Origin of the sequence: Glycomyces mayteni (assembly GCF_042428885.1) — a bacterium.
Lineage (GTDB): Bacteria > Actinomycetota > Actinomycetes > Mycobacteriales > Micromonosporaceae > Glycomyces > Glycomyces mayteni.
This window is the reverse complement of sequence record NZ_JBHMBP010000004.1, coordinates 255,646-282,022: the sequence shown is the minus strand read 5'-3', so window position 1 is coordinate 282,022 and position 26,377 is coordinate 255,646. Positions and strand designations below refer to the sequence as shown.

The following is a 26,377-nucleotide window of genomic DNA, read 5'->3' as shown; positions in this document are numbered from 1 at the left end:
GATACGTGACGATAGTCAATATATTGACTAGAATGAATTCATGTTGAGTGACAACGGCGAGACCCGCCCCCAGGCGCTCCTGCTCCCGTTCTTCGGAGGCCACGTCCTCGGCCGCGGCGTCCGCGTCGCGACCGGCAGCGTCATCGACGTCCTCGCCCGCGCCGGCGTCGCCGAGCCCGCGGCCCGGTCGGCCCTCGCCCGCATGGGCGACCACGGCCTCCTGCGACGGCACCGGCGCGGCCGCAAGGTCTACCTCGGCCTCACCGCCCGCGCCCGCCAGATCCTCGACGACGGCGAGATCCGCATCTGGCGCGACGGCGTCGTCAACGACCGCTGGGACGGCTCCTGGACCCTCCTCGGCTTCACCGTCCCCGAATCCCAGCGCCGCCAGCGACACCTGCTGCGCTCGCGCCTCCTGTGGGCCGGGTTCGGCTCCCTCCAGGGCGGCCTCTGGATCGCGCCGTCCCCAGTGGACATCGACGCCGTCCTCGACGGCATCGAGGCCGCGCGCCACGTCAAGGTCTTCGAGGCCCGCGCCGTCGCCCCCACCGACGTCGACGACCTGGTCGACGGCGCCTGGGACCTCGAAGGGCTCGCGAAGGTCTACCACCGCTTCCTCGACCGCTGGACCCCCGAGCCGCCCGGCGCCGGGACCACCGACGCCCTCGCCCTCCAGCTCCTCCTCACCGCCGAATGGCTCCAGGTCCTCCGCGCCGACCCGCGCCTGCCCGCCCGCCACCTGCCCCCCGACTGGCCCGCGCAGGCCGCCCAGCGGCGCTTCCGCACCCTGCACGCCGAACTCGAACCGAGGGCGCGCGCGATCGCGTTCGAAGTCCTCGACACCGTCCCCGAGACCGACGACGAAGGAGACCGCTGATGGACCTGAACGGCAGGAGCGTCGTCGTCACCGGCGCCGGCAGGGGACTGGGCCGGGCGTACGCGCTGGCCCTCGCCGCGGCGGGCGCCTCGGTCGTCGTCAACGACGCCGACGCGGAGGCCGCCGAAGCCGTTGCGGCCGAAGCCGTCGCGGCGGGCGGCGAGGCGGTCGCGGCCCCCGGCGCGGTGGGCCCCACCGCGACCGCGGAGATGCTCGCGGACCGCGCGGTCGAGGCGTTCGGGCGCCTCGACGGGCTCGTCGCGAATGCGGGCGTCCTGCGCGACCGGATCCTGTGGAAGATGTCCGACGAGGACTTCGACACCGTGATCGGCGTCCACCTGCGCGGCACGTTCACCTGCGTCCGCGCGGCCGTGCAGCGGATGCGTGCGCAGGGGGAGGGCGGCCGGATCGTCGTCGTCGGCTCCCCGGCCGGGCAGCGCGGCAACGTCGGCCAGACCAACTACTCGGCCGCGAAGGCCGCGATCGTCGGCATGGTCCGCACCTGGGCCATGGAGTGCGCGCGCGACCGCATCGCCGTCAACGCCGTGATCCCCGTGGCCGCCACCGCGATGACCCGCACGATCCCCGTGTTTGCACCCTATGTGGACGCATGGGAGCGGGAGGGCCGTCCGCTGCCCTCCTGGCTGCGGGCCGGGGCCGGGTTCGGCGTCCCCGAGGACGTCGCGCCGCTCCCGGTGTTCCTCATGTCCGAGCTCGCCGCCGAGATCACCGGCCAGGCGATCGGGCTCGGCGGCGACCGGCTCTCGCTGTGGTCGCACCCGCAGGAGACCGTCGCGGCCGTCGACGGCGGCGGCTGGACCGCCGAGGGCATCGCCGACGTGTGGCCCGCCGTCTTCGCCCCGCGCGGCGAGTCCGTCGGCGTCCCTGCTCCCGAGGAGCGGCCGTGAACCCCGACGACCTCGTCGCCATCGACATGCACGTCCACGCCGAGATCGCCGCCGACGGCCACACGTCCCTCCCGGACGAGCTGCTGCACGCGTCCTCGGCCCACTTCGGCACGCAGGGCCGCCGCCATCCCACTGTGGACGAGATCGCCGCCCACTACCGCGAGCGGCGCATGGCCGCGGTGGTCTTCACCGTGGACGCCGAGCACGCCACCGGGCGCAGGCCCGTCCCGAGCGAGGAGGTCGCCGAGGCCTGCAACCGCAACGCCGACACCCTGATCCCCTTCGGCAGCGTGGACCCGTGGCGCGGCGCCGCCGCGGTCAAGGCGGCCCGGCGCCTCGCCGCCGAGCACGGCGTCCGCGGCTTCAAGTTCCACCCCAGCCTCCAGGCGTTCGACCCCGACGACCGCATGGCCTACCCGCTGTACGAGGCGATCCAGGAACTCGGCCTGCCGGTGGTCTTCCACACCGGGCAGACCGGGATCGGCGCGGGCGTCCCCGGCGGCGGGGGCATCCGGCTGCGGCACTCGAACCCGATGCTCGTCGACGGCGTCGCCGCCGACTTCCCGGACCTGACGATCGTGCTCGCCCACCCGTCGTTCCCGTGGCAGGAGGAGGCCCTCGCCGTGGCCGTCCACAAGCCGTCCGTCTACATCGACCTGTCGGGCTGGTCGCCGAAGTACTTCCCGCCCGTCCTCGTCCGCTACGCCGACTCGCTCCTGAAGCACAAGGTGCTCTTCGGGTCCGACTACCCGCTGCTCACCCCGGACCGGTGGCTCGCCGACTTCGCCGGGCTCGACCTCAAGGACGAGGTGCGGCCGCTCATCCTCAAGGAGAACGCCGCCCGGCTCCTCGGCCTCAAACCCGCGGAGGGGTGATCCCTTGCGCGACTTCGGCATCGGGTCCTGGACGGCGCGCCGCGCCCGCAAGACCCCGCACAAGACCGCCGTCCTGGACCCCGGCGGGCGCTTCACCTACGCCGAGCTGCACGAGCGCGTCCACCGCCTCGCGCACGCGCTGCGCGGCCTCGGCGTGCGCCGCGGCGACCGCGTCGCCTACCTGGGGCCGAACCACCACGCGTTCCTGGAGACGCTGTTCGCCAGCGGCGTGCTCGGCGCGGTCTTCGTCCCGCTCAACACCCGCCTGGCCGAGCCCGAGCTGCGGCACTGCCTCGACGACTCCGGCGCCGCGGTCCTGGTCCGCGACCCCGGGCTGCCCGCCCCGCCGGTGCCGCGCGCGGTCGCCGTCGGGCCCGAGTACGAGGACCTGATCGCCAGCGCCCCAAGCGATCCGATCGACGAGGCCGTGGGACTCGACGACCCCTGCATCATCATGTACACCTCCGGCACCACCGGCCGCCCCAAGGGCGCGCTGCTCACCCACGGCAACCTCACCTGGAACGCGTTCAACGTCCTCGTGGACATCGACCTCGCCTCCGACGAGACCACGCTGTGCACGGCCCCGCTGTTCCACACCGCGGGCCTGAACATGACCTGCCTGCCCACGCTCCTCAAGGGCGGCACCGTGGTCCTGGAGCCGTCCTTCGACCCCGAGCGCACCCTCAAGCTCGTCCGGTCCCTGCGCGTCACCTACATGTTCGGCGTGCCCGTCATGTTCGCGGCCATCGCGCGCTCGGCGGCCTGGGCCGGCGCCGACCTGTCGAGCCTGCGCCGCGTCAGCTGCGGCGGCGCGCCCGTGCCTCCCGCGACGATCGCGGCCTACCTGGAGCGCGGCGTGGTCTTCAGCCAGGGCTACGGCATGACCGAGGCCTCGCCCGGCGTGCTGTTCCTGACCGGCGAGGACAGCGCCCGCAAGGCCGGGACCGCGGGCGTCCCGCACTTCTTCACCGACGTCGGCATCGTCGACGCCGACGCGCGCCCCGTCGCGCCCGGTGCGCGCGGCGAGGTGGTCATCCACGGCCCCAACGTGATGCGCGAGTACTGGCGGCGCCCCGAGGACACCGCCGCCGCGTTCGCCGACGGCTGGTTCCGCACCGGCGACATCGCCTCGGCCGACGCCGACGGCTTCGTGTCCATCCTGGACCGCGCCAAGGACGTGTTCATCTCGGGCGGCGAGAACGTCTCTCCCGCCGAGGTCGAGGCCGCGCTGGGCGCCCACCCCGCCGTCGCCGACTGCGCGGTGATCGGCGTCCCCGACCCGACCTGGGGCGAGGTGGGCCGCGCGGTCGTCGTCGCGGCCGGGCCGGTCGAGGCCCCCGAGCTCCTCGCGTTCCTGCGGGGCAGGCTCGCCGGGTACAAGATCCCGAAGTCGGTGGTCTTCACCGCCGAGCTGCCGAGGTCCCCGACGGGCAAGATCATCCGGAGAGCACTGCGAGAGGAGCACCGATGAGCCGACGAGTCGCCGGCGTCGCGGAGATCGCCGCCCTGGGCGGCGCCGACCTGGGCCGCACGGCCTGGCGCGAGATCACCCAGGAGCGCGTGAACGGCTTCGCCGACGCCACCGACGACCACCAGTGGATCCACACCGATCCGGTGAGGGCCGCCGACGGCCCGTTCGGCGCGGCCATCGCCCACGGGTACCTCACCCTGTCGCTGGTCATCCCGATGTTCAACGAGCTCTTGGACATCGGCGGCGTCACCGCGAGCGTCAACTACGGCCTCAACCGCGTCCGCTTCCCCGCCCCGGTCAAGGTGGGCGAACGGGTGCGCCTCCACGCCGCCGTCGCCGCGGCCGAGGAGGTCCCGGGCGGCGCACAGCTCGTCCTCGACTTCACCGTGGAGATCGAGCACGGCGCGAAGCCGGCCTGCGCGGCGCAGGCCGTCTACCGCTACTACGAGTGAGCCCGGCCGTCCGGGGCGGCTCCCGCCGCCCCGGACGGCCGCGCCGCTAGGCCCTGAACAGGCGCGGCAGGAGGTCGATCAGGGACCGCTGCCAGACGTCCCAGCAGTGCGGGCCGGGGATGATCGGCGCGAACTCGTGCTCGACGCCGCTGCGCTCCATGGCCGCGATGAGGTCGAGCGTCGGCTCGTAGGTGAAGTCCTGGCGGTCGCCGGAGTACACCCGCAGCAGCGCGGTCCCGGCGTTGACAGCTGCGACGTCCGTCCCTTCAGGAGGGTCGCCGAACGCCGACATCGCGCCGATGTAAGCGAACTCGCCCGGATGCGCCCACAGGGTGGCGAGCGTCTGGCCCGAGCCCATCGACAGCCCCGCCAGCGCCCGCCGCCGCGGATCGGCGCTCACGTTGTACCGCTTCTCGGCGGTCGGGACGATGCGCGCGGTGATCTCGGCCGGGAAGTCCACGTCGTTGCCGTCCGCCATGACCACGACCATGGGCGCGATTGCGCCTTCCCGCAGGTGGCGGTCGAGGATGCGGTCGGCGCGGCCGACCTCGATCCAGTCGGCCCACGTCTGGCCGCCGCCGTGCTGGAGGTAGAGCACCGGGTAGGGCTCGGCGCGGTCGGCGTCGTAGCCCGGGGGCGTCCACACGTACGCCGAGCGCTCCGCTTCGCCTGCGGTGCTGGCGTACTCCATGACGCCGACCTCGCCGCGCCCGGCCGCGGGGGCCGGGGCGGTGAAGCGGCCCAGGAGGGTGTCGCCAGGGACGGTGAACGTGCTCCACGTCGGCTCCGAGCGCACTGCGGCCGGGTTTCGCTCGTCCTTGTAGTCGACGCCGTCGACCTCGAACTTGTAGTAGTACGAGCCGCCTTCGAGCGGCAGCGACAGGCGCCAGGAGCCGTCGTCCTGCCGCGCCATCGGAGTCCGCGGCCAGCTTCCGGCGGGGCCGAAGTTGCCCCAGAGGGCGACGCGCGAGGAGGCGGCGAACTCGGAGCCCGCCTCGAAGGTGACGGTGCCGTCCGGGCCGACCCACGGGGTGGGCGCGCCCGGTGCGGCGATTGCGGTCGCGACGGGGAGGCGCTCCTCGTCCCCGTAGTCGACCGGGTCCGGGCCGGGCACGGACAGTGCGCTGAGGCCCTTGGCCTCGGGATCGCGGAAGGCGACGGCCTCCGCGTCGGGGGCCGGGCGCACCGCGTACCGGTAGCGGTACCGGCCGGGGCGGAGCGGGCCGATCGTGGCGACGCGCTCGCCGTCGCCGTCGGCGTTGAGCTCGGTCCAGGCCCCGCCGGGGCCGAAGCGCCCCTGGACGATGACCTGGCCGTCCTCGACCCCGGTCGCCTCGGCCGCGGCCCCGGCGGGCACGGTGAAGCGGTACACGCCCTCGACCGGGCTGTCGGGGACCTCGGACACCCATGGATCGCCGTTGTCGTTCATCGACTTCCTCCTCTGTCGCACGGCTTCTCGACCGGCCGGGAGGGGCGGGCGATCGAACGTCGATACCAGGCTTGTATATCGATAAAGCAATGTCAAGGGGCCGTGCGTACCAGGTCTTCAATGAGTAGCGGACCCATGCCCGCGGCACGGCGATGAGTTTTGGTTCCCTTGGGAGGGGCCGGAGGTGCAGATCATCGAGCACCCGGCGCATGCCCCGGGCCATGCGGCGCTGCTCATCGCCGACCGCGGGGTCCTCGTGGCGGGCGACATGCTCTCCGATGTCCTGGTGCCGGGCCTCGACGAGCTGAACGACACGAACGACCCGATCGGGGAGTACCTCGTCGGTCTGGGCCTGCTGGAGGCGGTGGCCGACCGCGTCGACACGGTCGTCCCGGGGCACGGGTCGGTCGGCGACGCTGGCGCGATGCGGGCGCGGATCGAGATGGACCGGGCCTACATGCTCGCGTTGAGCCAGGGCCGGGTGCCGACCGACCCGCGTGTCGGCCCGAGTGCCAAGCCCGGCTGGGAGTGGACCTCCGACATCGCCGCCGAGCGGGTCGCCCTCCTCGCCGAACGGCATGAACGAGGCGAGCACGGCTGGAGTCGGTGACCGTGGTGGGCGGGGTATGGTCCGGGGATGTTGCGCCAGATCGCCGTGCTCGATGCCCCGTCGAACCTAGGGCTGCGCCCGCCCGCGCCCGGGGTCGTTCCCGGTTGTTACAAGCTCGCCGGGGCGCTGCGGGACCAGGGCATTCTCGACCGGATCGGGGGCGAGGACGCCGGGTACGCCACGCCGCCGCGGTACGACCGGGGCGAGTGGGTGCTCGGGGACGGGCTGTTCAACGCCGACGGGATCGCCGCCTACACCCGGGTCCTCGCCGATCGGCTCGGCGCTCTTTTTGAAGGCGGGCGCTTCCCGGTCGTCCTCGGCGGCGACTGCTCGATCCTTCTGGGCGCGGCCCTGGCGCTGCGCCGCCGCGGCCGGTACGGCGTCGCGTTCCTCGACGGGCACTCCGACTTCCGCCACCCCGAGAACTCCCCGGGCGTCGGCGCGGCCGCGGGGGAGGACCTTGCGCTCGTCACCGGACGCGGCCAGGCGCTCGCCACCGACATCGACGGCCTGCGGCCCTACATCGGGGTCGAGGACGCGGCGGTGCTCGGCATCCGCGACGACGACGAGTACACCGAGGAGCTCGACGCCCTCGGCGCACTGGTGCGCCCGCTGGCCCGCCTGCGGGAGGACGGCCCGGCCGCCACGGCCGCCGCGGCCCTCGAACGGTTCGACCGGGCCGGCGTGGACGGCTTCTGGGTGCACGTCGACGCCGACGTCCTCGACGAGGCGGTCATGCCCGCCGTCGACTCCCCGAACCCCGGCGGCCTGAGCCACGGGGAACTCCGGGAGCTGCTGACCCCGCTCGTGGCCTCCGAACGCTGCGTCGGCTTCGAGATCACGGTCTTCGACCCCGACCTGGACCCGGACGGCCGCCTCGCCGCCGAGCTCGCCGACACGCTCGTCGCGGTCTTCACCGGCTGAGCCCGACGCCCTGCGCGGACCGCGGCGGGCCGGATCTGAGAGCGACCGGCCCGCCGAGGGATCAGACTGCGAAGCCGCGGAACAGAAGCGACGCGAGGAGCAGCGCCAGCGCCAGGTTGAACACGGCGGCGCCGCCGAAGACGGCGATCGGCTTCCATCCGGCCTCGCGCAGGCGCGTGAGTCGGAATTCGAGGCCGATGGAGACGAAGGCGAGGATGAGGAACCAGGTGCGCAGGTCGTTGACCACGCCGATGGTGTCGGCTCCGGCGTCGCCGACCTGGTTGAGGTAGATCGTGGCGACGACGGACGCGAGGATGAAACCGAGGACGAACTTCGGGAAGCGCGTCCACAGTGCGCCGAGGCCGGGGCGGGCCGAGCCGGGGGTGCGCTCGACTCTGTACGTGAAGTACGCGGTGAGGGCGACGGCCACGAGTCCCATGAGCACGTTCTGGGTGCTCTTGACGACGGCGGCGATCTGGAGGGCCTCCTCGCCGACGAGCGCGCCCGCGGCGGCGACCGCGGCGGTGGTGTCGATGTTGCCGCCGATCCAGGCGCCCGCCACCGGAGTGGACAGGTTGAGGACGTCGGCGAGCCACGGCAGCAGGAAGATCGAGGGCAGGGCGAAGAGGATGACGAGGCTCGCGGTGTAGGCGAGCTGCTCGCGGCGGGCGCGCACGGCGCCCGCGGCGGTGATGGCGGCGGAGACGCCGCAGATCGAGACGGCCGAGGACAGGAGCGCCCGCAGCTTCTCGTCGAGGCCGAGGCGTCCGGCCAGCCACCACGTGAACAGGAAGACGGTGGGGACCACGATGAGCGCCTGGGCGATCGCGGGCCCCGCGGCGCGGGCGATGACGGACAGGTTGATGGAGGCGCCGAGGAGCACGAGGCCGGTCTTGATGAAGAACTCGGTGCGGAAGCCATCGGCGACCTTGTCGCGCAGGCCGGTCAGGGTGATGGCGAGGCCGCCGAGGAGGCCGAGGACGATCGCGTAGACGGGGTATTCGACGGCGGCGGCGACCTCGGCGAAGGCGGTGTCGGCGGCCCATTCGGGCACGTTCTGTTCGAGGAAGCGGGTGGCCGCGCCCAGGACGAGCACGATGAGCACGCCGAGGGCGATGAAGCCCCAGGGGGCGCGGGCGGCGGGGGAGGTGTCGGTGAGGGCGGCCGTCTCGGAGGTCGCGGGCGCGGCGGGTTCCGGGGCGGCCTGGGCGTCGGCGTTCTCGGTGGCCATTACGGGATCACTCCTTCGGGGATGGCGCCGATCAGGACGAGGGCGAGGAGGGCGAGGCCGACGACGACCGCGGCCCAGTCCTCGTTGAACGCGCGCGGGCGGGGTTCGTCGGGGTCGGGCGCTGCGGTGGCGGGGGCATCGCCGGAGGGGGACTCACTGCTCATGGGGCACTTCCTTTCTCAAAGCAGATCTCTCCTATAGGAATAGTGCATTTACCGATGGCCGTCAATACCCCGGGCTCATCGGACCCCCGGCGGGCGCCTCCAGTAACCTACTGACTATTCAGTCAGTTTAGGGAGCGGTGTGCGACATGGCGATGATCCGTTACGACTACCGTTCGGAGGTGCTCGAACTGAGCACGTCCCTGACCGCCTGCGTGCCCGACGCGCCGCCCCCGCCCGGGGGCTACCCGGTGCTGTACCTGCTGCACGGGCTGAGCGACGACGCGACGATGTGGACGCGGAAGACGGCGCTGGAGCGGCACCTCCAGGCGTGCGCGCTGCCGCTGCTGGTGGTCATGCCGCAGGCCCACCGCTCGTACTACACCGACGAGGCCCACGGCATCGACCACTGGACGCACGTGACCGCCGAGGTCCCCGCGATCGTCTCGCGCACCTTCCGGGTCAGCGCCGAGCGAGGGGACACGTTCGCGGCGGGGCTGTCGATGGGCGGGTACGGGGCGATGAAGTGGGCGCTGCGCGAGCCCGAGCGGTTCGGGGCGGCGGCGAGCTTCTCGGGGGCGCTGGGCCTGGCCCAGCGGACCGTCGATCCGCGCGCCGCGGGCGCCCTCGACGCCCGGCTCTGGGACACCGTCTTCGACGGCCGGGACGTCACCGGCACCGAGCACGACCTGCTCTGGCTGCTGGAGTCCTCGTCCAAGGACACACTGCCGCCGCTGCGCGTCACCTGCGGCACCGACGATCCGCTGCTGGCCGAGAACGAGCGGTTCATCGCGTCCGCAAGGGAACTGGGGCTCGACCCGGCGGTGGACCTCGGCCCCGGCGCGCACACGTGGGACTACTGGGACGCCCAGCTCCAGTCGTTCCTCGCGTGGCTCCCCGCCGCCCAGCGAGGGCCCGCCGGGGCGTGACCCTCAGTCGCCCCCGGGACCGATCCCCAAGGTGCGCACCTGGTCCCGCGCCCACTGGGCGGCGATCTCCTGCGCCGGCATCGAGCGGTTCGCGAGCCAGGCGGTCTCCAGGCCGTTGACGAAGGCCAGGATCTCCATCGCCTTGAGCCGGGGGTCGACGTCCCCGCGCAGCACCCCGTCCTCCTGGGCGCGCGCGAGCGCCAGCGCGACCTTCTCCACCCCCGCTTCGTAAGCGGCGCGGAGGCGTTCGCTGATCGCGTTGTCCTCGCTCGCGTTCTCGGCCACGAGGACCGTGTGCATCCCGACCGTGTCGGAGTCCTCCGGCCACCGCCCCACGGCCTCGACCACCGCCGTGAAGACCGCGAGCCCGGGGCGGTCCTCCCCGCCCCAGGTGAAGTACTGCTCGCTCTCGTCGCGCCGGTCCAGGACGGCGTGGAGCAGCAGCTCCTTGGTGTTGTAGTGGTAGATGAGGCCCGGCTGCGACACCCCGGCCTGCTTCGCGATCTGCGCGAGCGACGTGCCGCGCGCGCCGTGCCGCGCGATGAAGTACGTGGCCGCCTTGAGGATGCGCTCGCGCCGCGCGTGGCCCCGCGCCGCCGCCCCCTGCCCGGGACGCCCGCCCGTCACCGCGGGCTCCGTGCGGTCTTCGCGCTGGTCGGCGTCGGTGCGGGGCGCCTGCGAGGCGGAACGGAGATGCTCATCCTTGAATACTAACTGAATAGTCAGTAGGATCGAGCCGAGTATCCTGACTGAGGAGTCAGGATGGAAGGATTCGATCCCATGGCAACGTCGCCGACCATCCCCCGCCGAACCGCGCTCGGAGCGCTCCTCGCACTCCCCGCAGCGAGCGCGCTGTCCGCCTGCGGCGCACCGGGCTCCGGCCCGGCCACCACCGCGCCCCGCTCCATCGGCACCGAGCTGCCCGCCGAACCGACCACGCTGACGATGCGCGCCAACGCCGACCAGGCCCCGCTCTGGGAGGCGCTGGGCGGCGCCTTCGAACACGCCCACCCGCAGATCACCGTCGAGGTCGTCACCGAGGACTTCGCCGCGCTCCAGCAGAACGGCCCGCGCTACCTCTCCTCCCAGGACGCCCCCGACCTGCTCCGCTTCCCCTCTCCCGGCGACGCGGTCGCCGACGGCCTGCTCCTCCCGTTGCAGCCGTACGCCGACGCCTACGGGTGGAACGACTTCCCCGAGACCCAGCTGAACCAGTGGCGGATCGCCCCCGACGGGCACACCCGCGGCGACGGCGACCTGTACGGCCTGGGGATCGGCTTCGCGCTCGTCGGCCTCTACACGAACACGACCGCCCTCGACGGACTCGGGCTCGCCCTGCCCGAGTCCCTCGAAGCGATGGCCGAGGCCATGGCAGCGGCCAAGGACGCGGGCCTGACGCCGCTCGTCTCCAGCCAGGCGGGCCTGTCGTACATACTCCAGAACCTCATGCAGGCGACCGCGGCCGAGCAGGTGTCGGACTGGGTCCTCGGCAGGTCCGGAGCGAGCATCGAAGGCCCCGAGACCGAGGCGGCCGCCGCCGCCCTCCTGGACTGGCGCGACCGCGGGTTCCTGGCGCCCGACGTCCTGGCCGTCGACGACACGGCCGCGCTGTCGGCCTTCACCGCCGGTCAGGGCCTGTTCTACATCCAGGGGTCGTGGATGGCCGCCGCGGTCGACCAGGCGGCCACCGGCATCGAGGTGCGCTTCACGGTCGTCCCCGGGACGGCGCCCGACAGCGCCCCGACCGCGACGTCGGCGCCCAACGGCTTCGTGATCCCCGCGAACGCCCAGCACCCCGACGTCGCGGCGGCCTTCCTGCACTGGGCCTCGACCGATCCGGAGGCCCGCGACCTGCTGGTCGCGACCGCCGGGCTGCTCCCCGGCGGGCCGGTCGAGCCCGCACCCGCGCTCGACGAGGACGGGACGCTGGCGGACGCCGCCGCGGCGTTCACCGCGGTCTCGGAGGCCGACCGGTTCGTGGACTTCCTCGCCAACGCCAGCGCCGGGATGCTCACGGGCACCCTGCAACCCCAGATCGACCTGCTCATCGACGGCCAGAGCGATCCGGCGACCTTCCTGTCGCGGCTCCAGGAGGACGTCGAGCGTGAACGTGCGTGACGACAACCGGGACCGCGCGGGCCTGCTCTGGGTCCTGCCCGCGCTGGCCTTCTACGCGATCTTCGTGCTCTACCCGCTGACCCAGACCGCCAGGTACTCGCTGTACGACTGGAACGGCATCGGCGAGGCCACCTGGGTCGGGCTGCGGAACTACCTCACCGTCCTCACCGACCCGACGCTGCGCGACTCCGTCGTGCACGCGCTGATCCTCATCCTGTTCTTCACCGTCATCCCCGTGTCGATCTCGCTGCTGGCGGTCGCGGCGATGGGACGGCTGCGCACCGGCGCGTTCGTCGGCGCGGCCCGCACCGTCCTGTTCCTGCCGCAGATCATCCCGCTGGTCGGCGCGGCGATCATCTGGACGTGGATGTACTCCGACCAGGGCGCGGTCAACCAGGTTCTGCGCGGCGTCGGCCTCTCCGGGCTCGCGCGGCCCTGGCTCGCCGACTTCGGCACGGCGCTGGCGGCGGTCGGGCTCATCGGCAGCTGGGTCTCGACCGGGTTCTGCTTCGTGCTGCTGATGGTCGGCGCGGGGAAGATCGACCCGGCCCTGTACGAGGCCGCGCGGCTCGACGGCGCGAACGCGGCGCAGGAGTTCCGGCACATCACCCTCCCGGGCCTGCGCAACGAGATCGGCGTGGCGGCGACCATCACCACGATCGCGGCCCTGTCCTCCTTCGACATCGTCTACGTGTCCACCGGCGGGGGACCGGGCTTCTCGACCATGGTGCCCGGGGTGCAGATCATCCGCCTCGCGTTCACGACCGGAGAGGTCGGCCTCAGCTCCGCGCTCGCGATCGTGCTGCTGGCACTGGTCCTCGCCGTCGTCGTCCCCATGCAGATCCTCAACCGAAGGGCGCACCCGTGAACCCCGGCCCCCGCCTCCGCGAGCGCCTGATCCTCGCCGCGATGATGGCGATCTCGATCGTGCCCTTCGTCGGCGTCCTCTTCACCTCGCTGCACCCGCAGGGGACCATGCCCGCGGGGATCTCCTGGCCCGAGTCGCCGCAGTGGGGCAACTACCTCGACGCCTGGAGGGTCGGGAACATCGGGCCGCTGCTGTGGTCGAGCACGCTCATCGTGCTCGCCGTCGTCCCGGTCGGGGTGCTCGTGTGCACCATGGCGGGGTTCGCGCTGGGGCACCTGCGCACCCCCGGCCGGGTCCTGATCTCGTCGCTGTTCCTCGCCGGTCTGGCGGTCCCGTTCGAGTCGGCGATCGTCCCGCTGTACTACCAGGCGGAGGCGATGGGCACGCTCAACACCAGGTGGGCGATCATCCTGCCGATGATCGGGCTGCTCGCGCCGTTCGGGGTGTTCTGGATGTCCGCGCACTTCCGCGGGGTGCCCTCGGCGATCAGCGAGGCGGCGCGCATGGACGGGGCGGGGACGACCCGGCTGTTCCTGCACGTGCACCTGCCGCTGGCGCTCCCGGCGATCAGCACCCTCGCGCTGCTCCAGTTCATCAGCACCTGGAACCAGTTCCTGGTCGCTTCGGTGCTCGTCGACGACCCCGGCCTGCGCACGATGGCCGGGGCGCTGGGCGCGTTCCAGGGCGAGCACCGCACCGACGTCGTCCTGCTGTGCGCGGGGGCGGTCACGATCATGCTCCCGACCGTGGTCCTCTTCCTGCTCCTCCAGCGCAGGTTCGTCACCGCGCTGCTCGCCGGAGCCGTCAAGTAGCCGCGGGACCGGACCGGTCCCTGCCGCTGAGCCGCCGCCGTTCCGCCTGGTACGGCGCGACTTCCGCGGCGAGACTGATCACAGTGGCGGCCCGTGCCGGCCGAGCCTCCCCGTCGGCCGGCCGGGCGCCGCCCCTTGGATCGGCGCAAGCCATTGCAGCGGAAGGAACGCGATGTCCATGACCAGCTCCCTCAAGATGAACGCGCGAAGGACCTCGGCGGTGCTCGCCGGGCTCGCGGTGGCCGCGACCATGGCGGGCTCCGCCGTCGCCGGGACCGCCGCGGCGGCCCCGGCCCCCGCCCGGGCCGAGACGGTCGCGACCGCCTCCGGCGACTACGCGGCGGCCCGGGGCACCTACTTCTCCACCTACAGGACCTCCACGAAGTGCCTGGAGGTGGCCGACTGGCTCTGGACGTTCGACGGCATCACCGACACCTGGTGCCTGCAGGGCAACGCGATGGGCACCGCCTGGCACGTGTACTACGAGGGACGCCTCTGACGGCCGCGGCGGCGATCCCGGGTCAGTGCCCGCGTTCCTGATAGGTTCGCGCGCATGGACACCGCCCGTTCGATCAGCCTGTTCCTGCTCGCCGCGCTCGCCGAGATCGGCGGCGCGTGGCTCATCTGGCAGGGCCTGCGCGAGCACAAGGGCGTCCTGTGGATCGCCGCCGGGGTGATCGCACTGGGCGCGTACGGGTTCGTCGCCGCCTTCCAGCCCGACCCGAACTTCGGGCGCATCCTCGCCGCCTACGGCGGGATCTTCGTGGCCGGGTCCCTCGCCTGGGGCATGGCCGTCGACGGGTTCCGCCCCGACCGGTGGGACGTCATCGGCGCCGCCATCTGCCTCGTCGGCGTCGCGGTCATCATGTACGCGCCCCGCGGGTGACCGTCCCGCCCCGCCGCGGTCGAGATCCTGCCGCCATCCCGCCCCGTCACCGCCTCGCGTCCGGGCCCGAACCCTGCTTGAGTGGTCCTCATCGGACTCGTTCCCGATCCCCCTCGGCACCATCGGAAGGCCTGGCCCCATGTCGGACAACGACCCCCCGGCGGACGTGAAACCGCCCCGCACCCCTCTGCCCCGAAGCAGACGCCCCCGCCTGCTCGCCTTCATCGCGGGAGGCGCCGCCGCGCTCATCGTGGCGGGCGCCGCCGGCTGGGCGCTGCGGCCGCAAGCGGAAGCGGACCCCGATCCCTTCCCCGACCAGCCCGAATCGGTCTACCACGCCGCCGACGTGCGGACCTTCGACGACCTCGGCACCATGACCGCCAGCTCCGCCCTCGTGGTCCACGGGACCGCCGTCGAGGCCCGCCCCGGGGACACGGTGGCGCTCGACGACGGGTCCGAGACGACGGTGACCGGCCGGGAGGTGGTCGTCGAGGTCGACCAGGTCGTCTTCGACCGGTTCGGCATCGAGGCGCCGGAGACCGTCGTCGTCGCGGAGGGCTTCTGGGAGAACGGCATCGGCTACACCCGCGAGGGCATGCCGTGGACTGAGGTCGGCCAGAGCGGCTACTTCTACCTCGCCGGACCGCCTCCGGCGCTTCGCGAGGACGAGCTGTACACCTACATCCACGAGACCGGCCGGGTGCTGATCGCCCCCAGCCTGGAGGTCTCCATCCCCGGCCACTGGCAGGAGGAGGGCCCCTGGGCGGCCGCCGATCTCGCCGACGGCACGTCGGCCTCCTTCACGACCGCGATCCAGTCCGCCGCCGAGGCCGCGGAGTCCGGCGAGGCGATCGCCGAACTCGTCTCGGTGTGCGTGCCGACCGATCCCGCCGACGAGAACTCGGCGCCGCTGTGCTGGGAGGAATGACGACCATGACCGCCACCCCGAAAGTGAAGCCGCCCTTGCGATCCCGTTCCATCCGTGTGCTGGCGGCGGTCGCCGCCGCCGTGTTCGCCCTCGTGGCCGCCTCCGCCGCTCCGGTGCAGGCCTCGCACAGCGGCGACTTCGCCGGCGGGCCGCCCGACAACGCCACGCACTACGTCAAGAACATCAGCCTCACCGGGTACGCGAGCCAGGCGACCACGCACGGGATCACCCAGATCGACCGGTCCGTGATGAACGCGACCTATGCCGACGGCCCCGAGATCGACGTCCACGTGTACGACGCCTACTACGGCAGGACCGGCGCGTGGGCGGGCATGGCGGGGTACGCCAACTGCCAGGAGGACGAGTGGTGGTGGGACGGCGACTGCAACGTCTACCGGGTCCGCTACAACCTGTCGTACGCGGCGTCCTTCAGCTGGGCGAGATGGCAGAGCCTGGGCTGCCACGAGCTCGGCCACACCACCGGGCTCGCCCATCGGAGCGCGGCGAACGACACGGACAACAACTCGTGCATGAGGAGCACGGTCCTCGCGAGCCGGCCGCGATTCGACTCGCACGACCTCGACGCGATCAATGCGCTCTTCTAAGGCGAGGGCCCGCCTGGCGCTGGCGGGGGCGGCGGCGGTGCTGGCGGGCGCGGCCGCGGTGTTCGGCCTCGTGCTCGCGAACCGGCCGCCGGACGACTGGCCCGAGCGGGAGGCGTTCTGCGAGCAGGCCGCCGCCATGGAGGTCGGCGCGATCGGCATGGAGGAGCCTGGCGCGAAGGCCGAAGCGCTCGCCACCCTCGCCGCGACCGCGCCCGACGAGCTGGCCGACGAGTTCGAGGGCATCCTGCACGCCAACGAGCACGGTGACCGCAGCATGATCGACGAGGACCAGGTCCGCCTCGTCGGCGAGTTCATCGAAGAGAACTGCGGTGTCAACCTCCCCGGGACCACCGCCTGAGTACGGCGGAGGGCCGACGGCCCTCCGCCGCACCGGGGTTCGGGCCGCGCACGCGGCGAGAGCCGCCATGACGGCGTTCACCGGCAGCGCGTTCGCGCCTTCCGCCTCCGTTACGGCATCGGGCTCTGACGGGTTCGCCGGTCAGGGCGTGACGATGTCGAAGTCGGGGTCGCCGGGGTCGAGGACGGCGGCGAGGCGTTGCAGGACTCCGGCGTCGCCGGTGATCTCGACGCCCTGGGCCGCGAGGTTGTCCGCGCCGAGGCCGCCGAGGACGACCGACGGGAGGGCCTTCGCCGGGGCGCTGACGGTGGCGTCGGCGTCGCCGGGCTGCGCGGCCGCGGTGTAGGTGAGGACGCCGTTGGACAGGCGCAGCCGGTACCGGTCGCCGGTGTCGGTCAGCGCCACGTCGATCGTCAAGTGCTCGTCCCACGCCTTCGGGCCGTTCACCTGGATGGCGAGCGCGTCGAAGAGCAGGTCGGGCGTGAGCTGGCCGAGCATGTCGTGCGAGGCCGTGGCCGTCGGGGTGCCGAAGTTCCCCTCGCGCAGCTCGGTCGCCCCCGAGAGGAAGAAGTTGCGCCAGGTGCCGTTCTCCGCCCCGTACCCGAGCTGCTCGTACGTGTCGGCGAGCAGGGCGCGGGCGTCGGCGTGGCCCGGCTCGGCGAACACCACGTGGTTGAGGACCTCGGCGGCCCACCGGTAGTCGCCCGCCGCGAACGCGACCTGCGCGGCGTCCACGGCGCTCTCGGCCCCGCCCGCGAGATCGACGTAGCGCGTGGCCCGCTCCACGGGCGTGTGCTGCCACAGGTTCGCGGGGTTGCCGTCGAACCAGCCGAGGTAGCGCTGGTAGATCGCCTTCACGTTGTGGCTCAAGGAGCCGTAGTAGCCGTGCGAGGACCAGGTGCGCTCCAGCGCGGGCGGCAGCACCAGCTCCTCGGCGATCTCGGGCCCGGTCAGGCCCTGGTTGAGCAGGCGCAGGGTCTGGTCGTGGACGTAGGCGTACAGGTCCCTCTGGGAGGCGAGGAACGCGACGGCGCGCTCGTTGCCCCAGGTCGGCCAGTGGTGGGAGGCGAAGACGACCTCCAGGTCGGCGCCGAACAGGTCGATGGTCTCGGTCAGGTACTTCGACCAGCCGTGCGGGTCGCGCACGACCGCGCCGCGCAGCGTCAGGAGGTTGTGGAAGGTGTGGGTCGCGTCCTCGGCCGCGCACAGCGCCTTGAAGTCGGGGAGGTAGATCAGCATCTCGGAGGGCGCCTCGGTGTCGGGCGCCATCTGGAAGACCATGCGGACGCCGTCCACGACGGCCTCCTGGCCGGTGGCGGTGATCTCGTCGGTCGGCGCGATGAGCGTGACCGTCCCGGTCGAGGTCGTCTGGCCCAGCCCCGCGCCGACGGCGCCCCGCGGGCCGCGGGCGAGCGCGGCCCCGTACATGTACCCGGCGCGGCGGCTCATCGCGGTGCCCGCGTAGACGTTCTCGGCGACCGCGTGCTCCACGAACCCCTCGGGGGCGAAGACCTTCACGGCCCCGGAGTCGACGTCCTCCTGGGTGACGACGCCCTTGACGCCGCCGAAGTGGTCGGCGTGGGAGTGGGTGTAGACCACGGCCTTGACGGGCCGGTCGCCGCGGTGCTCGCGGTAGAGCGCGTGCGCGGCCGCGGCGGTCTCGGCGGTCAGGAGCGGGTCGATGACGACGACGCCCTCGTCGCCCTCGATGAACGAGACGTTCGACAGGTCCATGCCGCGGACCTGGTAGACCCCTTCGACCACTTCGAACAGGCCGGCCGTGGCGTTGAGCCGGGACTGTCGCCACAGGCTCGGGTTGACCGTGTCGGGCGCGTCGCCTTCGAGGAACGCGTAGGTGTCGTTGTCCCACACCACCCGCCCGTCCTCGGCCGTCACCGCGTTCGGTTCGCGCCGCGCGATCAGGCCGCGGGCGGCGTCGTCGAAGTCGGCGGTGTCCTCGAAGGGCCCGGCCGCGAGGGCCTCGCGCTGCTGCGCGGCGATGGACTCGGAGGCGGGCTTAGGCTCGGTCATGCCGATCATCGTCGCACCGGCCCACGGCCCGCACACCGGAATCGGTCAAGGGTCCGGCCTCGGCGGGGCACCCGGAAGACGACGTCCTGGACGAGCTCGAATCGACGCTCCAAGCGCACCCGCTGGTCGAGGAGGTCCAGTTCGAGTCCCAGGCGGAAGCCCTGGAACGCTTCCAGGACACCTTCGAGGACCAGCCCGACCTCGTGGACTCCGTGGACCCCGACGTGCTCCCGTCCGCCTTCCGCATCAGACTCACCGACGGCGACAGATCCGCGGAGTTCGCGGCGGAGTTCCAGGACGCCGAAGGCGTCTACGAGGCCAGCGACCTCATGGAGCTCTACCGCTACTGGGTGCCCGCCTGCATCGAGTTCGAGGACAAGGGCATCAGCCCGGCCGAAGGCGACACCGAATCGGTCGTCTACGAGGTGCAGCAGGTGTGCGCCGGCTTCGGCTACGACCTCTGAGGCCGGGGCGGGACCAAAAACGGGGTGGGGGTTGTTGTGGTTGGGGAGCGCCTATTGGGGCGATGGAGCAGGAGCGTGGAGGAGCGGTCATGACCAGCGGTATCACCGACACTGGAAGCGTCACCCGTGAGGCGGGGACGGAGACGGCCGTGCTGGCCGGGGGTTGTTTCTGGGGGATGGAGGACCTGATCCGGCGGCAGCCGGGGGTGCTCGGGACGAGGGTCGGGTACACGGGCGGGACGAACGAGCACGCGACGTACCGGAACCACCCCGGGCACGCCGAGGCCGTCGAGATCGTCTTCGACCCGGCGAAGACCACGTACCGGGACGTGCTGGCGTTCTTCTTCCAGATCCACGACCCGACGACGCTGAACCGCCAGGGCAACGACCGGGGCACCAGCTACCGGTCGGCGATCTTCCCGCTCAGCCCCGAGCAGGAGCGGGTCGCGCGGGACACGATCGCGGACGTGGACGCGTCGGGCCTGTGGCCGGGGAAGGCCGTCACGACGATCGAGGCGGCCGGGCCGTTCTGGGAGGCCGAGCCCGAGCACCAGGACTACCTGCTCAACTACCCGAACGGGTACACCTGCCACTTCCCGCGCCCGGGCTGGGTCCTGCCCGCCCGCACCGCGACCGGCGACTGACCGGCCGCGGAGCGGCGGAGCCGGTCAGTCGTGGCCGAGGGCCGTCGCGGTCGGGGTGCCCCGGAGGCCCGCGACCGGGCCTTCGTAGAGGAGGCGCCCGCCGTGGCGGCCCGCGCCGGGGCCGAGGTCGATGAGGTGGTCGGCCTGGCGGATCACGTCGAGGTGGTGCTCGATGACGACGACCGTGTGGCCGCGGTCGACCAACCGGTCGAGCACCTCCAGGAGGTTCTCGATGTCGCGGAGGTGGAGGCCGGTGGTCGGCTCGTCCAGCACATAGAGGGACGGGTCGGCGGCCTCGCGCAGCTCCCGCGCGATCTTGACGCGCTGGCACTCGCCCCCCGAGAGCGTGGTGAGCGGCTGGCCCAGGCGCAGGTAGCCGAGGCCGACGCGGTCGAGGTCGCGCAGGCCCTTGCGGATCGCCGGGTCGGCGAGGCGGTCGAGGGCGTCGGTGATGGTGAGGTCGTCGACGTCGGCGATCGTGAGCCCGTCCACCCGGTGGCGCAGCGCCTCCCCGGTGAAGCGCCGTCCCCCGCAGGTCTCGCACACGGTCTCCTGGCCGTCCATGAACGCGAGGTCGGTGTGGACGACGCCGAGCCCCTTGCAGTCGGGGCAGGCGCCCTCGGAGTTGGCGCTGAAGTACTTGGCGGGCAGGCCGCTGGCCTTGGCGAACAGCTTGCGGATCGGGGCGGCGATCCCGGTGTAGGTGATCGGCGTGGAGCGGCGGTTGGCGCCGACGGGCCGCTGGTCGACCGTGATCGCGCCGTGCCGGTCCACGAGCTCGGCGGCGAGGCTCGACTTCCCGGACCCGGCGACGCCGGTGAGGACGGTGAGCACCCCGGTGGGGACGTCCACGGTGAGGTCCCGCAGGTTGTTGCGCCGGGCGTGCGCCACGGTCACCGCGCCGGTCGCCCGGCGCGGCTCGCGGGGGACCGGCGCGCGGGAGGCGAGGGCCTTCGCGGTGGGCGTGTCGGCGCGCAGGAGGTCGGCGTAAGGGCCCTGGAAGACCACGCGGCCGCCGCCCGCGCCCGCGTCGGGGCCGATCTCCACGATCTGGTCGGCGACGGCCATGACGGCGGGGTCGTGCTCGACGACGAGGACCGTGTTGCCCTTGTCGCGCAGGCGTCGCAGGAGCCCGGTCATGGCCTCGACGTCGTGCGGGTGGAGCCCGACGGTGGGCTCGTCGAAGATGTACAGCAGCTCGATGAGACTGGAGCCCAGGTGCTTGACGGTCTTGATGCGCTGCGACTCCCCACCCGAGAGGCTGGTGGTCGCGCGGCCGAGGTGGAGGTAGCCGAGGCCGATCGCGTCCATCGCGCGCAGGCGCTCTTCGAGCGCGGCGACCACCGGCGCGACGGTCCGGTCCTCCACGGCCGCAATGAGGTCGGCGAGCTCGGCGACCTCCATGAGCGCGAGTTCGCCGATGGTGCGCCCGCCGACGCGCACGGCACGGGCCTCGGCGTTCAGGCGCTCGCCGCCGCACTCGGGGCACGTGCCCGAGCGCGTGAACGTGTCGATGGCCTTCTGCTTGTGGGCGGAGATGTCGTCGGCGGTGCGCAGGTAGATGCGCTCGAACCAGTCGGCGAGCCCCTCGTACCCGGCCGGGGGCCGCCCGATGCGGGCCGCGTACTCCTCGGTGCGCAGCAGCGCGAGCCGCTCGTCCTCGCTCCACTCGCGCAGCGGCACGTCGGCGGGGAACGCCTCCACCGCCGTGTACTTGGAGTGCCAGTACCCGCCGTCCACGAAGCCGGGCAGGAGGATCGCGCCGTCGGCGAGCGTGCGGCCCGCGTCGAGGAACCGGCCGGTGTCGAGCTCGACGGCCTCGCCCAGGCCCGAGCAGGCCGGGCACATCCCCGCGGGGTCGTTGAAGGAGAACCGGTTCGACTCGCCCAGGTGCGGCGTGCCGATGCGGGAGTACAGGAGCCGCAGGTACGTCCAGGCGTCGGTGACCGTGCCGACCGTGGAGCGGGCGTTGCCCCCGAGGCGGCGCTGGTCGATGACGACGACCGGCGACAGGCCCGCGAGCTCGTCGGCCTCCGGCCGGGTCCACTTCGGGAGCCGGTTGCGCAGGAACGGCGGGTACGTCTCGTTGACCTGGTGCCCGGCCTCGGCCGCGATCGTGTCGAACACGAGGGAGGACTTCCCCGAGCCGGAGACGCCCGCGAACACGGTGAGGGTCCCGCGCGGCAGGTCGAGGTCGACCGAGTCGAGGTTGTTGGACCTGGCGCCGCGGATGCGGATCATTCGCTCGTTCATGCCCCCGACGCTATGCGCAGATGCGGCCATATTATGGCCGCGATTCGTTGCAGACTGGGGGCATGCCCGATGTCACGCGCCGCATGCTCTCGCTCCTGTCGACCCTCCAGACCGGCCGCTCGTTCTCCGGCGGCCAGCTCTCGGCGCGGACCGGGGTCAGCCCGCGCACGGTGCGGCGCGACGTGGACCGGCTCCGCGAGTACGGCTACCCGGTCGAGACGCGCCCGGGACCGGGCGGCCACTACCGGCTCGTCGCCGGGGCCGCGATGCCGCCGCTGATGCTGGAGGACGACGAGGCCGTGGCGGTGCTCCTCGGGCTCGCGGCGCTGGCCTCGACCGGGAGCGCGGCGGCGGGGTCGGTGGACGAGGCGGCGACGCGCGCGTTCGGGAAGGTCGAGCAGTACATGCCGAAGCGGCTGCGGCACCGGATCGCGCGGCTGCGCGCGAGCCTGGACACCGGTGACGTCTCGGCCCCGAGCACGAGCGCGGGGTACCTGGGGGAGCTGGCGGACGCGATCGCGCACCGGCAGCTCGTGTCGTTCGAGTACCGGCGGGCGAACGGGTCGGCGTCCTCGCGGCGGGTCGAGCCGCACCGGCAGCTCCACCACCTCCAGCGCTGGTACCTGCTCGCGTGGGACCTCGACAAGGGCGACTGGCGGGTCTTCCGCACCGACCGGATCGACGCGCTGCGCCTGTCCACGACGGCGTTCGGGGAGCGGGAGGCGCCCCCGGCGCTGGACTTCCTGGTGGCGGGGATCAGGCGGAACCGCGAAGTCGTCGCGTTCACGATCGACGCCCCGGCCGGGCCGGTCGCCGAGGCGTTCCGGCACGACACGGCGGAGCTGACGGCGCTGGAGGACGGCCGCACCCGCGTGGTGCTGCACCAGGAGTCGTGGGAGTGGCCGCTCGCGGCGGTGGCGTCCCTGAACGCGGCCTTCACGATCGAGGCGCCGCCGTCGTTCCTGGAGGGGTACCGGGCGTTCGCGGCCCGGCTGCGCGCCGCGGCCCGGTGAGTGCGGTCCGTGCGGCCGGGCCCCGGGGCGCAGCGCTCCTCGAAGCGCCGCGCCCTGGAGCAGCGGGCTAAGCCGCGCCGGGGGCGTCGCCGAAGTCGTCGATCGTGAGGCGCTCGCCGCCGCGGAGGGCGGACTCGTGGGCCACCAGGCCCGGCAGGGTGTACCGGGCGGCGACCCAGGCGTTGACCGGCGGCAGGGTCCCCTGGTTCACCGCGGTCACGAAGTCGTGCGCGAGGAGCTGGTGGCTGCCCATGTGGCCGTTGCCGAGGCCCTTGAACTCGGCGGGGAGCGCGGCGGTGTCGTGGACGGGGGCGTGGCCCGAGATGAACGAGTCGTGCAGGGCCGGGTCGACGTTGGCGAGGACCGGGTCGTCCGCGCCGGTCGCCCAGCCCGGCCGCACCAGCTCGGTGCAGTCGTCCAGCTCGCTCGACCGCTTGTGCCACAAGGTGGTGCGCGAGCCCTGCTCCAGGATGCCCTCCGTGCCGTAGAAGGTGAAGCGGGACTCGGGGATCCAGTGGCCGAGGCCGACGCGTCGGAACTCGTTGGTGCGCATGCTGCCGCCGTCGGCGGTCTCGAACAGCGCGGACGCGTTGGAGAAGTCGTTGCCGAACATGCTCACGGACTTGTCGAACACGCCGTCGCCGCGCTGGTCCGGCACTCCGATGGCGCTGACGCTGACCGCGTGCGTGTTCCATGCGCCCAGCACGCCGCCGATCGCGTGGGTCGGGTACTTCATGGGCGGGAAGCTGGCGGTCTTCTTCCAGTCCTCGCCGCCGCTGTACTGGTACGCGGCGTAGAACCCGTGGTCCATGTCGTGCACGTAGTCGCCCTCGGCGTAGAACAGCCGCCCGAACGCGCCCTCGGCGGCCTTCTGCCGCGCGAGCACGGTCACCGGGTGGTAGTGGCTGGTCTCGCCCATCATGTAGGTCAGGCCGGTCTCCTCGACCGCCTCGATGATCGCGGCGATCTCCTCGGGCGTGAAGGCCATCGGCACCGACGAGTACACGTGCTTGCCCGCGCGCAGGGCCCGCACCACCAGCGGCCCGTGCGTCCACCGCTGCGTGAAGATCGCGACGGCGTCCACGTCGGAGGCGAGCATCGCGTCGAAGTCCGGCTCCACCCCCGCCAGGCCGAGCTCGCGGACGAGGGTCGCGGAGCGGTCGGGGACCAGGTCGGTGACGGTGACGCGGGAGACCCCGGGGTGGGCGTGGAACAGTTTCGCGAACGCGCCGGAGAACTGCCCCGCGCCGACGATTCCGAGAGAGAACAAGACGGCTCCTTGTGCCATGCGACGGATCGCGGCCGGTGCCGACCGCTGCGGCACCACGGTATAGGTTCTGATCGGAGAATTCTTCACTGAAAAGAGCGACTGTTTCTTGCATCCTCAGATCGAGATCGCGCCCCCCGCGCTGGTGGGCTGGGCCGGGCGGCCGATCCTCATGGACACCGCCCACCAGCACGACGACCTGGAGATCAACTTCGTCGCCGAAGGCGGCGCCATGCTCTACCTCTTCGGCGGCGAGACCGTCGAGGTCGGCCCCGGGTCGGTCGCGGCGTTCTGGGCCGCCGTCCCGCACCAGCTCGTCGCGAACGACGCGACCCGGGCCCACTGGGTGCACGTGCCGTTCGCGACGTTCCTCGGCTGGGGGCTGCCGACCGCGCTCGTCGGGCGGCTCCTCTCCGGGACGCCGCTCATCGCCCCGCCCTCGGCCGCGAGGGAGTCCGACCCCGCCAGCTTCACGCAGTGGGCCGCCGACCTCGCGAGCGAGGACCCCGAGCGCCGCCGCATCCTCCTGCTCGAAGTCGAGGCCCGCGTCCGCCGCCTCGCGCTCGACGCGCCGCAGGAGCCCGCGCCGGAGTACGCGGGCGGCGATCCGGCCCTGCGCCACGTCGTGGCGATGGTGCGCCACCTCGCCGAGCACTTCCGCGAACCGCTCACCGTCGCCGACGTCGCCGCCGCCGCGCGCCTGCACCCCAACTACGCGATGACCCACTTCCGCAAGATCGTGCGCACCACCGTCATCGACTACCTCACCCGCTGCCGCCTCGCCGAGGGACGCCGCCTGCTCGTCACCACCGACCTGCCCATCGCCGCGGTCGCGTCGGACTCGGGCTTCGCCTCGGTCAGCCGCTTCTACTCCGCGTTCAAGAACGAATGCGGCGTCCCGCCCGCCGTCTACCGCCGCCAGCACCGGCGGCCGTCCATGAAGTCCCCTCCCGAACCAAGTTAGGTCCGCACCAGATGGAACACCTCGACATCGACCACGACGGCCGCACCCTCCGCGGCGCGCTCCACCTCCCCGCCACCGACACCGCGGCCCCCGCGGTCGCGCTCTGCCACGGCTTCGGCGGCAACCGCGCCGAGTTCGGCTACACGTTCGTGCGGCTCGCCGAGCGCCTGGCCGCGCGCGGCGTCGCCGCCTACCGGTTCGACTTCGCCGGGTGCGGCGACTCGGACGGCGACTTCGACGACCTCACCGTCTCCGATCAGGTCGCCCAGGCCGAGGCCGTGCTCGGCGCGCTGGCCGCCCACCCCGGCGTCGACCCGGAGCGCCTGTCGCTCATGGGCATGAGCCTCGGCGGGCTGACCGCGCAGCTCGCGGCGGCCCGGTTCCCGGTCCGCTCGCTCGCGCTGTGGGCCCCGGCGGCGGGCGCGGTGTCGATGGACGGGGCCGCCGCGAAGCTCAGGGCCGACGCCATCGCCGAGCACGGGTACGACGACTTCGGCGGCCTGCCCGTCCGCCAGGCGTTCGTGGAGGACGCGAAGGGCATCGACCCGTTCGCCGACGCCGCCGCCTACCCCGGACCCGTGCTCTTGGCCGTGGGCACCGAGGACTTCGTGCTCCAGGGCGACCTCCTGGCGCAGTACCGGGGCCTGTACGGCGACCGGCTCGACCTGCACGTCTTCGACGCGGTCGGCCACGGCTTCGAGACCGTTCCGGCCCGCGAGCGCCTGGTGGAGCTGACCGCGTCGTTCCTCGCAGCCAGCGTCTGAGCGGCGGCGGCCCGCCTCGGGGCGGGCCGCCGCGATCTCAGGGCTCCTTTCGCGGGGTGACGCCCGCGACCCCGATCGTGAGCAGGAGGTTCGCGTACTGGCGCTGGTCGCCGGTCGCGACGACGACCGCGGTGTCGGCGGTCCGGGCGAGGTCGTAGAACGCGAAGCGCTCCACCGCCTCGAACGGCACGTTCGCGCCGAGCGCGGCGCGGTAGCCGTCGTGGGCGGGCACGTGCGGCCCGTCCGAGGCCATGACGGCCGCGTGCTCCACGGGGACGGCGTCGAGCAGGGTTTCGAGGACCTGGTCGACGTCGAGGAGGCCGGGGCGCAGGTTCAGGTGGATCGTGGCCGCCGCCGGGTTGGTGTGCGTCGAGCACGGGAAGTGCCCGTCGGCGAGGAGAATCCGCGAACCGTGCCCGGCGGAGGCGAGCGCGGCGAGGAGCGGCGGATGGATGAGGCCGTAGGTGAGCATGCGGTCCTTTCTTCAGCGGATGCGAAGGCGCATGTCGAGGCTATGGCCCGGCCGCGGCGGAGG

General features: G+C 72.8%; 28 protein-coding genes and 1 pseudogene. 21 read left to right on the top strand and 8 right to left on the bottom strand.

Annotation, left to right across the window (positions count from 1 at the left end):
* The first annotated feature begins 40 nt into the window (after positions 1 to 40).
* From ACFFXY_RS16565 to ACFFXY_RS16545, 5 genes are read left to right on the top strand one after another with little or no spacing between them, the layout of a single operon-like run.
* The gene (locus tag ACFFXY_RS16565) at positions 41 to 877 is read left to right on the top strand and encodes a PaaX family transcriptional regulator (protein WP_382352794.1); all 837 of its coding nucleotides are present in this window, start codon (positions 41 to 43) and stop codon (positions 875 to 877) included.
* Entirely contained in the window at positions 877 to 1,785 is a 909-nt protein-coding gene (locus ACFFXY_RS16560; RefSeq protein ID WP_382352792.1) for an SDR family NAD(P)-dependent oxidoreductase, read from the top strand. Before ACFFXY_RS16565 ends, ACFFXY_RS16560 begins: the two co-directional genes overlap by 1 nt.
* Positions 1,786 to 1,811: 26 nt before the next feature.
* Complete coding sequence (locus ACFFXY_RS16555; protein WP_382355459.1) at positions 1,812 to 2,660, top strand: amidohydrolase family protein; 849 nt, start codon at positions 1,812 to 1,814, stop codon at positions 2,658 to 2,660.
* 4 nt (positions 2,661 to 2,664) lie between these two features.
* The gene (locus tag ACFFXY_RS16550; protein WP_382352789.1) at positions 2,665 to 4,131 is read left to right on the top strand and encodes an acyl-CoA synthetase; all 1,467 of its coding nucleotides are present in this window, start codon (positions 2,665 to 2,667) and stop codon (positions 4,129 to 4,131) included.
* Complete coding sequence (locus ACFFXY_RS16545; RefSeq protein ID WP_382352786.1) at positions 4,128 to 4,583, top strand: MaoC family dehydratase; 456 nt, start codon at positions 4,128 to 4,130, stop codon at positions 4,581 to 4,583. The genes ACFFXY_RS16550 and ACFFXY_RS16545 overlap by 4 nt, the downstream gene beginning before the upstream one ends.
* Positions 4,584 to 4,629: 46 nt before the next feature.
* On the opposite strand, the gene ACFFXY_RS16540 is transcribed toward ACFFXY_RS16545, so the two are convergent.
* Positions 4,630 to 6,012 (bottom strand): alpha/beta hydrolase-fold protein, encoded by a 1,383-nt coding sequence (locus tag ACFFXY_RS16540; RefSeq protein WP_382352783.1) that lies wholly within the window; start codon positions 6,010 to 6,012, stop codon positions 4,630 to 4,632.
* Between the two features lie 166 nt (positions 6,013 to 6,178).
* On the opposite strand from ACFFXY_RS16540, the pseudogene ACFFXY_RS16535 reads away from it, so the two are divergent.
* Both ACFFXY_RS16535 and ACFFXY_RS16530 read left to right on the top strand, forming a co-directional pair.
* Positions 6,179 to 6,622: pseudogene (locus tag ACFFXY_RS16535) on the top strand (MBL fold metallo-hydrolase); the annotation flags it as partial.
* 30 nt (positions 6,623 to 6,652) lie between these two features.
* A complete protein-coding gene (locus ACFFXY_RS16530) occupies positions 6,653 to 7,546 on the top strand; it encodes an arginase family protein (RefSeq protein WP_382355456.1) in 894 nt (297 codons plus the stop codon).
* Positions 7,547 to 7,607: 61 nt separating this feature from the next.
* On the opposite strand, the gene ACFFXY_RS16525 is transcribed toward ACFFXY_RS16530, so the two are convergent.
* Together ACFFXY_RS16525 and ACFFXY_RS16520 are read right to left on the bottom strand one after the other, a co-directional pair.
* Positions 7,608 to 8,777 carry a YeiH family protein gene (locus ACFFXY_RS16525; protein WP_382352780.1) on the bottom strand — a complete coding sequence of 390 codons (1,170 nt, stop codon included), beginning with the start codon at positions 8,775 to 8,777 and terminating at the stop codon, positions 7,608 to 7,610.
* Entirely contained in the window at positions 8,777 to 8,941 is a 165-nt protein-coding gene (locus ACFFXY_RS16520; RefSeq protein WP_382352777.1) for a hypothetical protein, read from the bottom strand. The genes ACFFXY_RS16525 and ACFFXY_RS16520 overlap by 1 nt, the downstream gene beginning before the upstream one ends.
* Before the next feature lie 146 nt (positions 8,942 to 9,087).
* Here ACFFXY_RS16520 and ACFFXY_RS16515 point away from each other — a divergent pair, with 146 nt between their 5' ends.
* Positions 9,088 to 9,867, top strand: a complete 780-nt coding sequence (locus ACFFXY_RS16515) for an alpha/beta hydrolase (protein ID WP_382352774.1) — start codon at positions 9,088 to 9,090, stop codon at positions 9,865 to 9,867.
* A 3-nt stretch (positions 9,868 to 9,870) separates the two neighbouring features.
* Here the strand turns inward: ACFFXY_RS16515 and ACFFXY_RS16510 are convergent, their stop codons facing one another.
* Positions 9,871 to 10,494 (bottom strand): TetR/AcrR family transcriptional regulator, encoded by a 624-nt coding sequence (locus tag ACFFXY_RS16510; protein ID WP_382352771.1) that lies wholly within the window; start codon positions 10,492 to 10,494, stop codon positions 9,871 to 9,873.
* 153 nt (positions 10,495 to 10,647) lie between these two features.
* Here ACFFXY_RS16510 and ACFFXY_RS16505 point away from each other — a divergent pair, with 153 nt between their 5' ends.
* From ACFFXY_RS16505 to ACFFXY_RS16470, 8 genes are all read left to right on the top strand, one after another.
* Positions 10,648 to 11,985, top strand: a complete 1,338-nt coding sequence (locus ACFFXY_RS16505) for an ABC transporter substrate-binding protein (RefSeq protein WP_382352768.1) — start codon at positions 10,648 to 10,650, stop codon at positions 11,983 to 11,985.
* Positions 11,972 to 12,853 (top strand): carbohydrate ABC transporter permease, encoded by an 882-nt coding sequence (locus ACFFXY_RS16500; RefSeq protein WP_382352765.1) that lies wholly within the window; start codon positions 11,972 to 11,974, stop codon positions 12,851 to 12,853. The genes ACFFXY_RS16505 and ACFFXY_RS16500 overlap by 14 nt, the downstream gene beginning before the upstream one ends.
* On the top strand, positions 12,850 to 13,665 hold the full coding sequence (locus tag ACFFXY_RS16495; RefSeq protein ID WP_382352762.1) for a carbohydrate ABC transporter permease: 816 nt from the start codon (positions 12,850 to 12,852) through the stop codon (positions 13,663 to 13,665). Before ACFFXY_RS16500 ends, ACFFXY_RS16495 begins: the two co-directional genes overlap by 4 nt.
* A 178-nt stretch (positions 13,666 to 13,843) precedes the next feature.
* Entirely contained in the window at positions 13,844 to 14,164 is a 321-nt protein-coding gene (locus ACFFXY_RS16490) for a hypothetical protein (protein ID WP_382352759.1), read from the top strand.
* A 54-nt stretch (positions 14,165 to 14,218) separates the two neighbouring features.
* Positions 14,219 to 14,551, top strand: coding sequence for a YnfA family protein (locus ACFFXY_RS16485; protein ID WP_382352756.1), 333 nt, complete (start codon positions 14,219 to 14,221; stop codon positions 14,549 to 14,551).
* Between the two features lie 139 nt (positions 14,552 to 14,690).
* A complete protein-coding gene (locus ACFFXY_RS16480; protein ID WP_382352754.1) occupies positions 14,691 to 15,479 on the top strand; it encodes a hypothetical protein in 789 nt (262 codons plus the stop codon).
* A gap of 5 nt (positions 15,480 to 15,484) precedes the next feature.
* Complete coding sequence (locus tag ACFFXY_RS16475) at positions 15,485 to 16,084, top strand: hypothetical protein (RefSeq protein WP_382352751.1); 600 nt, start codon at positions 15,485 to 15,487, stop codon at positions 16,082 to 16,084.
* A complete protein-coding gene (locus ACFFXY_RS16470) occupies positions 16,071 to 16,442 on the top strand; it encodes a hypothetical protein (RefSeq protein ID WP_382352748.1) in 372 nt (123 codons plus the stop codon). Before ACFFXY_RS16475 ends, ACFFXY_RS16470 begins: the two co-directional genes overlap by 14 nt.
* A gap of 141 nt (positions 16,443 to 16,583) precedes the next feature.
* On the opposite strand, the gene ACFFXY_RS16465 is transcribed toward ACFFXY_RS16470, so the two are convergent.
* Positions 16,584 to 18,473 carry an alkyl/aryl-sulfatase gene (locus tag ACFFXY_RS16465; RefSeq protein WP_382352745.1) on the bottom strand — a complete coding sequence of 630 codons (1,890 nt, stop codon included), beginning with the start codon at positions 18,471 to 18,473 and terminating at the stop codon, positions 16,584 to 16,586.
* An 86-nt stretch (positions 18,474 to 18,559) separates the two neighbouring features.
* Between ACFFXY_RS16465 and ACFFXY_RS16460 the strand changes: the two genes are divergently transcribed.
* Both ACFFXY_RS16460 and msrA read left to right on the top strand, forming a co-directional pair.
* A complete protein-coding gene (locus ACFFXY_RS16460; RefSeq protein ID WP_382355453.1) occupies positions 18,560 to 18,937 on the top strand; it encodes a permease-like cell division protein FtsX in 378 nt (125 codons plus the stop codon).
* Between the two features lie 89 nt (positions 18,938 to 19,026).
* Positions 19,027 to 19,581 carry a peptide-methionine (S)-S-oxide reductase MsrA gene (gene msrA / locus ACFFXY_RS16455; protein ID WP_382352742.1) on the top strand — a complete coding sequence of 185 codons (555 nt, stop codon included), beginning with the start codon at positions 19,027 to 19,029 and terminating at the stop codon, positions 19,579 to 19,581.
* 24 nt (positions 19,582 to 19,605) lie between these two features.
* Here msrA and ACFFXY_RS16450 read toward each other — a convergent pair whose 3' ends face one another.
* Entirely contained in the window at positions 19,606 to 21,834 is a 2,229-nt protein-coding gene (locus ACFFXY_RS16450; protein ID WP_382352739.1) for an ATP-binding cassette domain-containing protein, read from the bottom strand.
* Positions 21,835 to 21,896: 62 nt separating this feature from the next.
* On the opposite strand from ACFFXY_RS16450, the gene ACFFXY_RS16445 reads away from it, so the two are divergent.
* Positions 21,897 to 22,847, top strand: a complete 951-nt coding sequence (locus ACFFXY_RS16445) for a helix-turn-helix transcriptional regulator (protein WP_382352736.1) — start codon at positions 21,897 to 21,899, stop codon at positions 22,845 to 22,847.
* Between the two features lie 67 nt (positions 22,848 to 22,914).
* Here the strand turns inward: ACFFXY_RS16445 and ACFFXY_RS16440 are convergent, their stop codons facing one another.
* Positions 22,915 to 24,135 carry a Gfo/Idh/MocA family protein gene (locus tag ACFFXY_RS16440; RefSeq protein ID WP_382352733.1) on the bottom strand — a complete coding sequence of 407 codons (1,221 nt, stop codon included), beginning with the start codon at positions 24,133 to 24,135 and terminating at the stop codon, positions 22,915 to 22,917.
* A gap of 88 nt (positions 24,136 to 24,223) precedes the next feature.
* Between ACFFXY_RS16440 and ACFFXY_RS16435 the strand changes: the two genes are divergently transcribed.
* Together ACFFXY_RS16435 and ACFFXY_RS16430 are read left to right on the top strand one after the other, a co-directional pair.
* A complete protein-coding gene (locus tag ACFFXY_RS16435; RefSeq protein ID WP_382352730.1) occupies positions 24,224 to 25,078 on the top strand; it encodes a helix-turn-helix domain-containing protein in 855 nt (284 codons plus the stop codon).
* 11 nt (positions 25,079 to 25,089) lie between these two features.
* Complete coding sequence (locus ACFFXY_RS16430; protein ID WP_382352727.1) at positions 25,090 to 25,842, top strand: alpha/beta hydrolase family protein; 753 nt, start codon at positions 25,090 to 25,092, stop codon at positions 25,840 to 25,842.
* 37 nt (positions 25,843 to 25,879) lie between these two features.
* Here the strand turns inward: ACFFXY_RS16430 and ACFFXY_RS16425 are convergent, their stop codons facing one another.
* On the bottom strand, positions 25,880 to 26,314 hold the full coding sequence (locus ACFFXY_RS16425; RefSeq protein WP_382352724.1) for an RbsD/FucU family protein: 435 nt from the start codon (positions 26,312 to 26,314) through the stop codon (positions 25,880 to 25,882).
* Between the last annotated feature and the right edge of the window lie 63 nt (positions 26,315 to 26,377).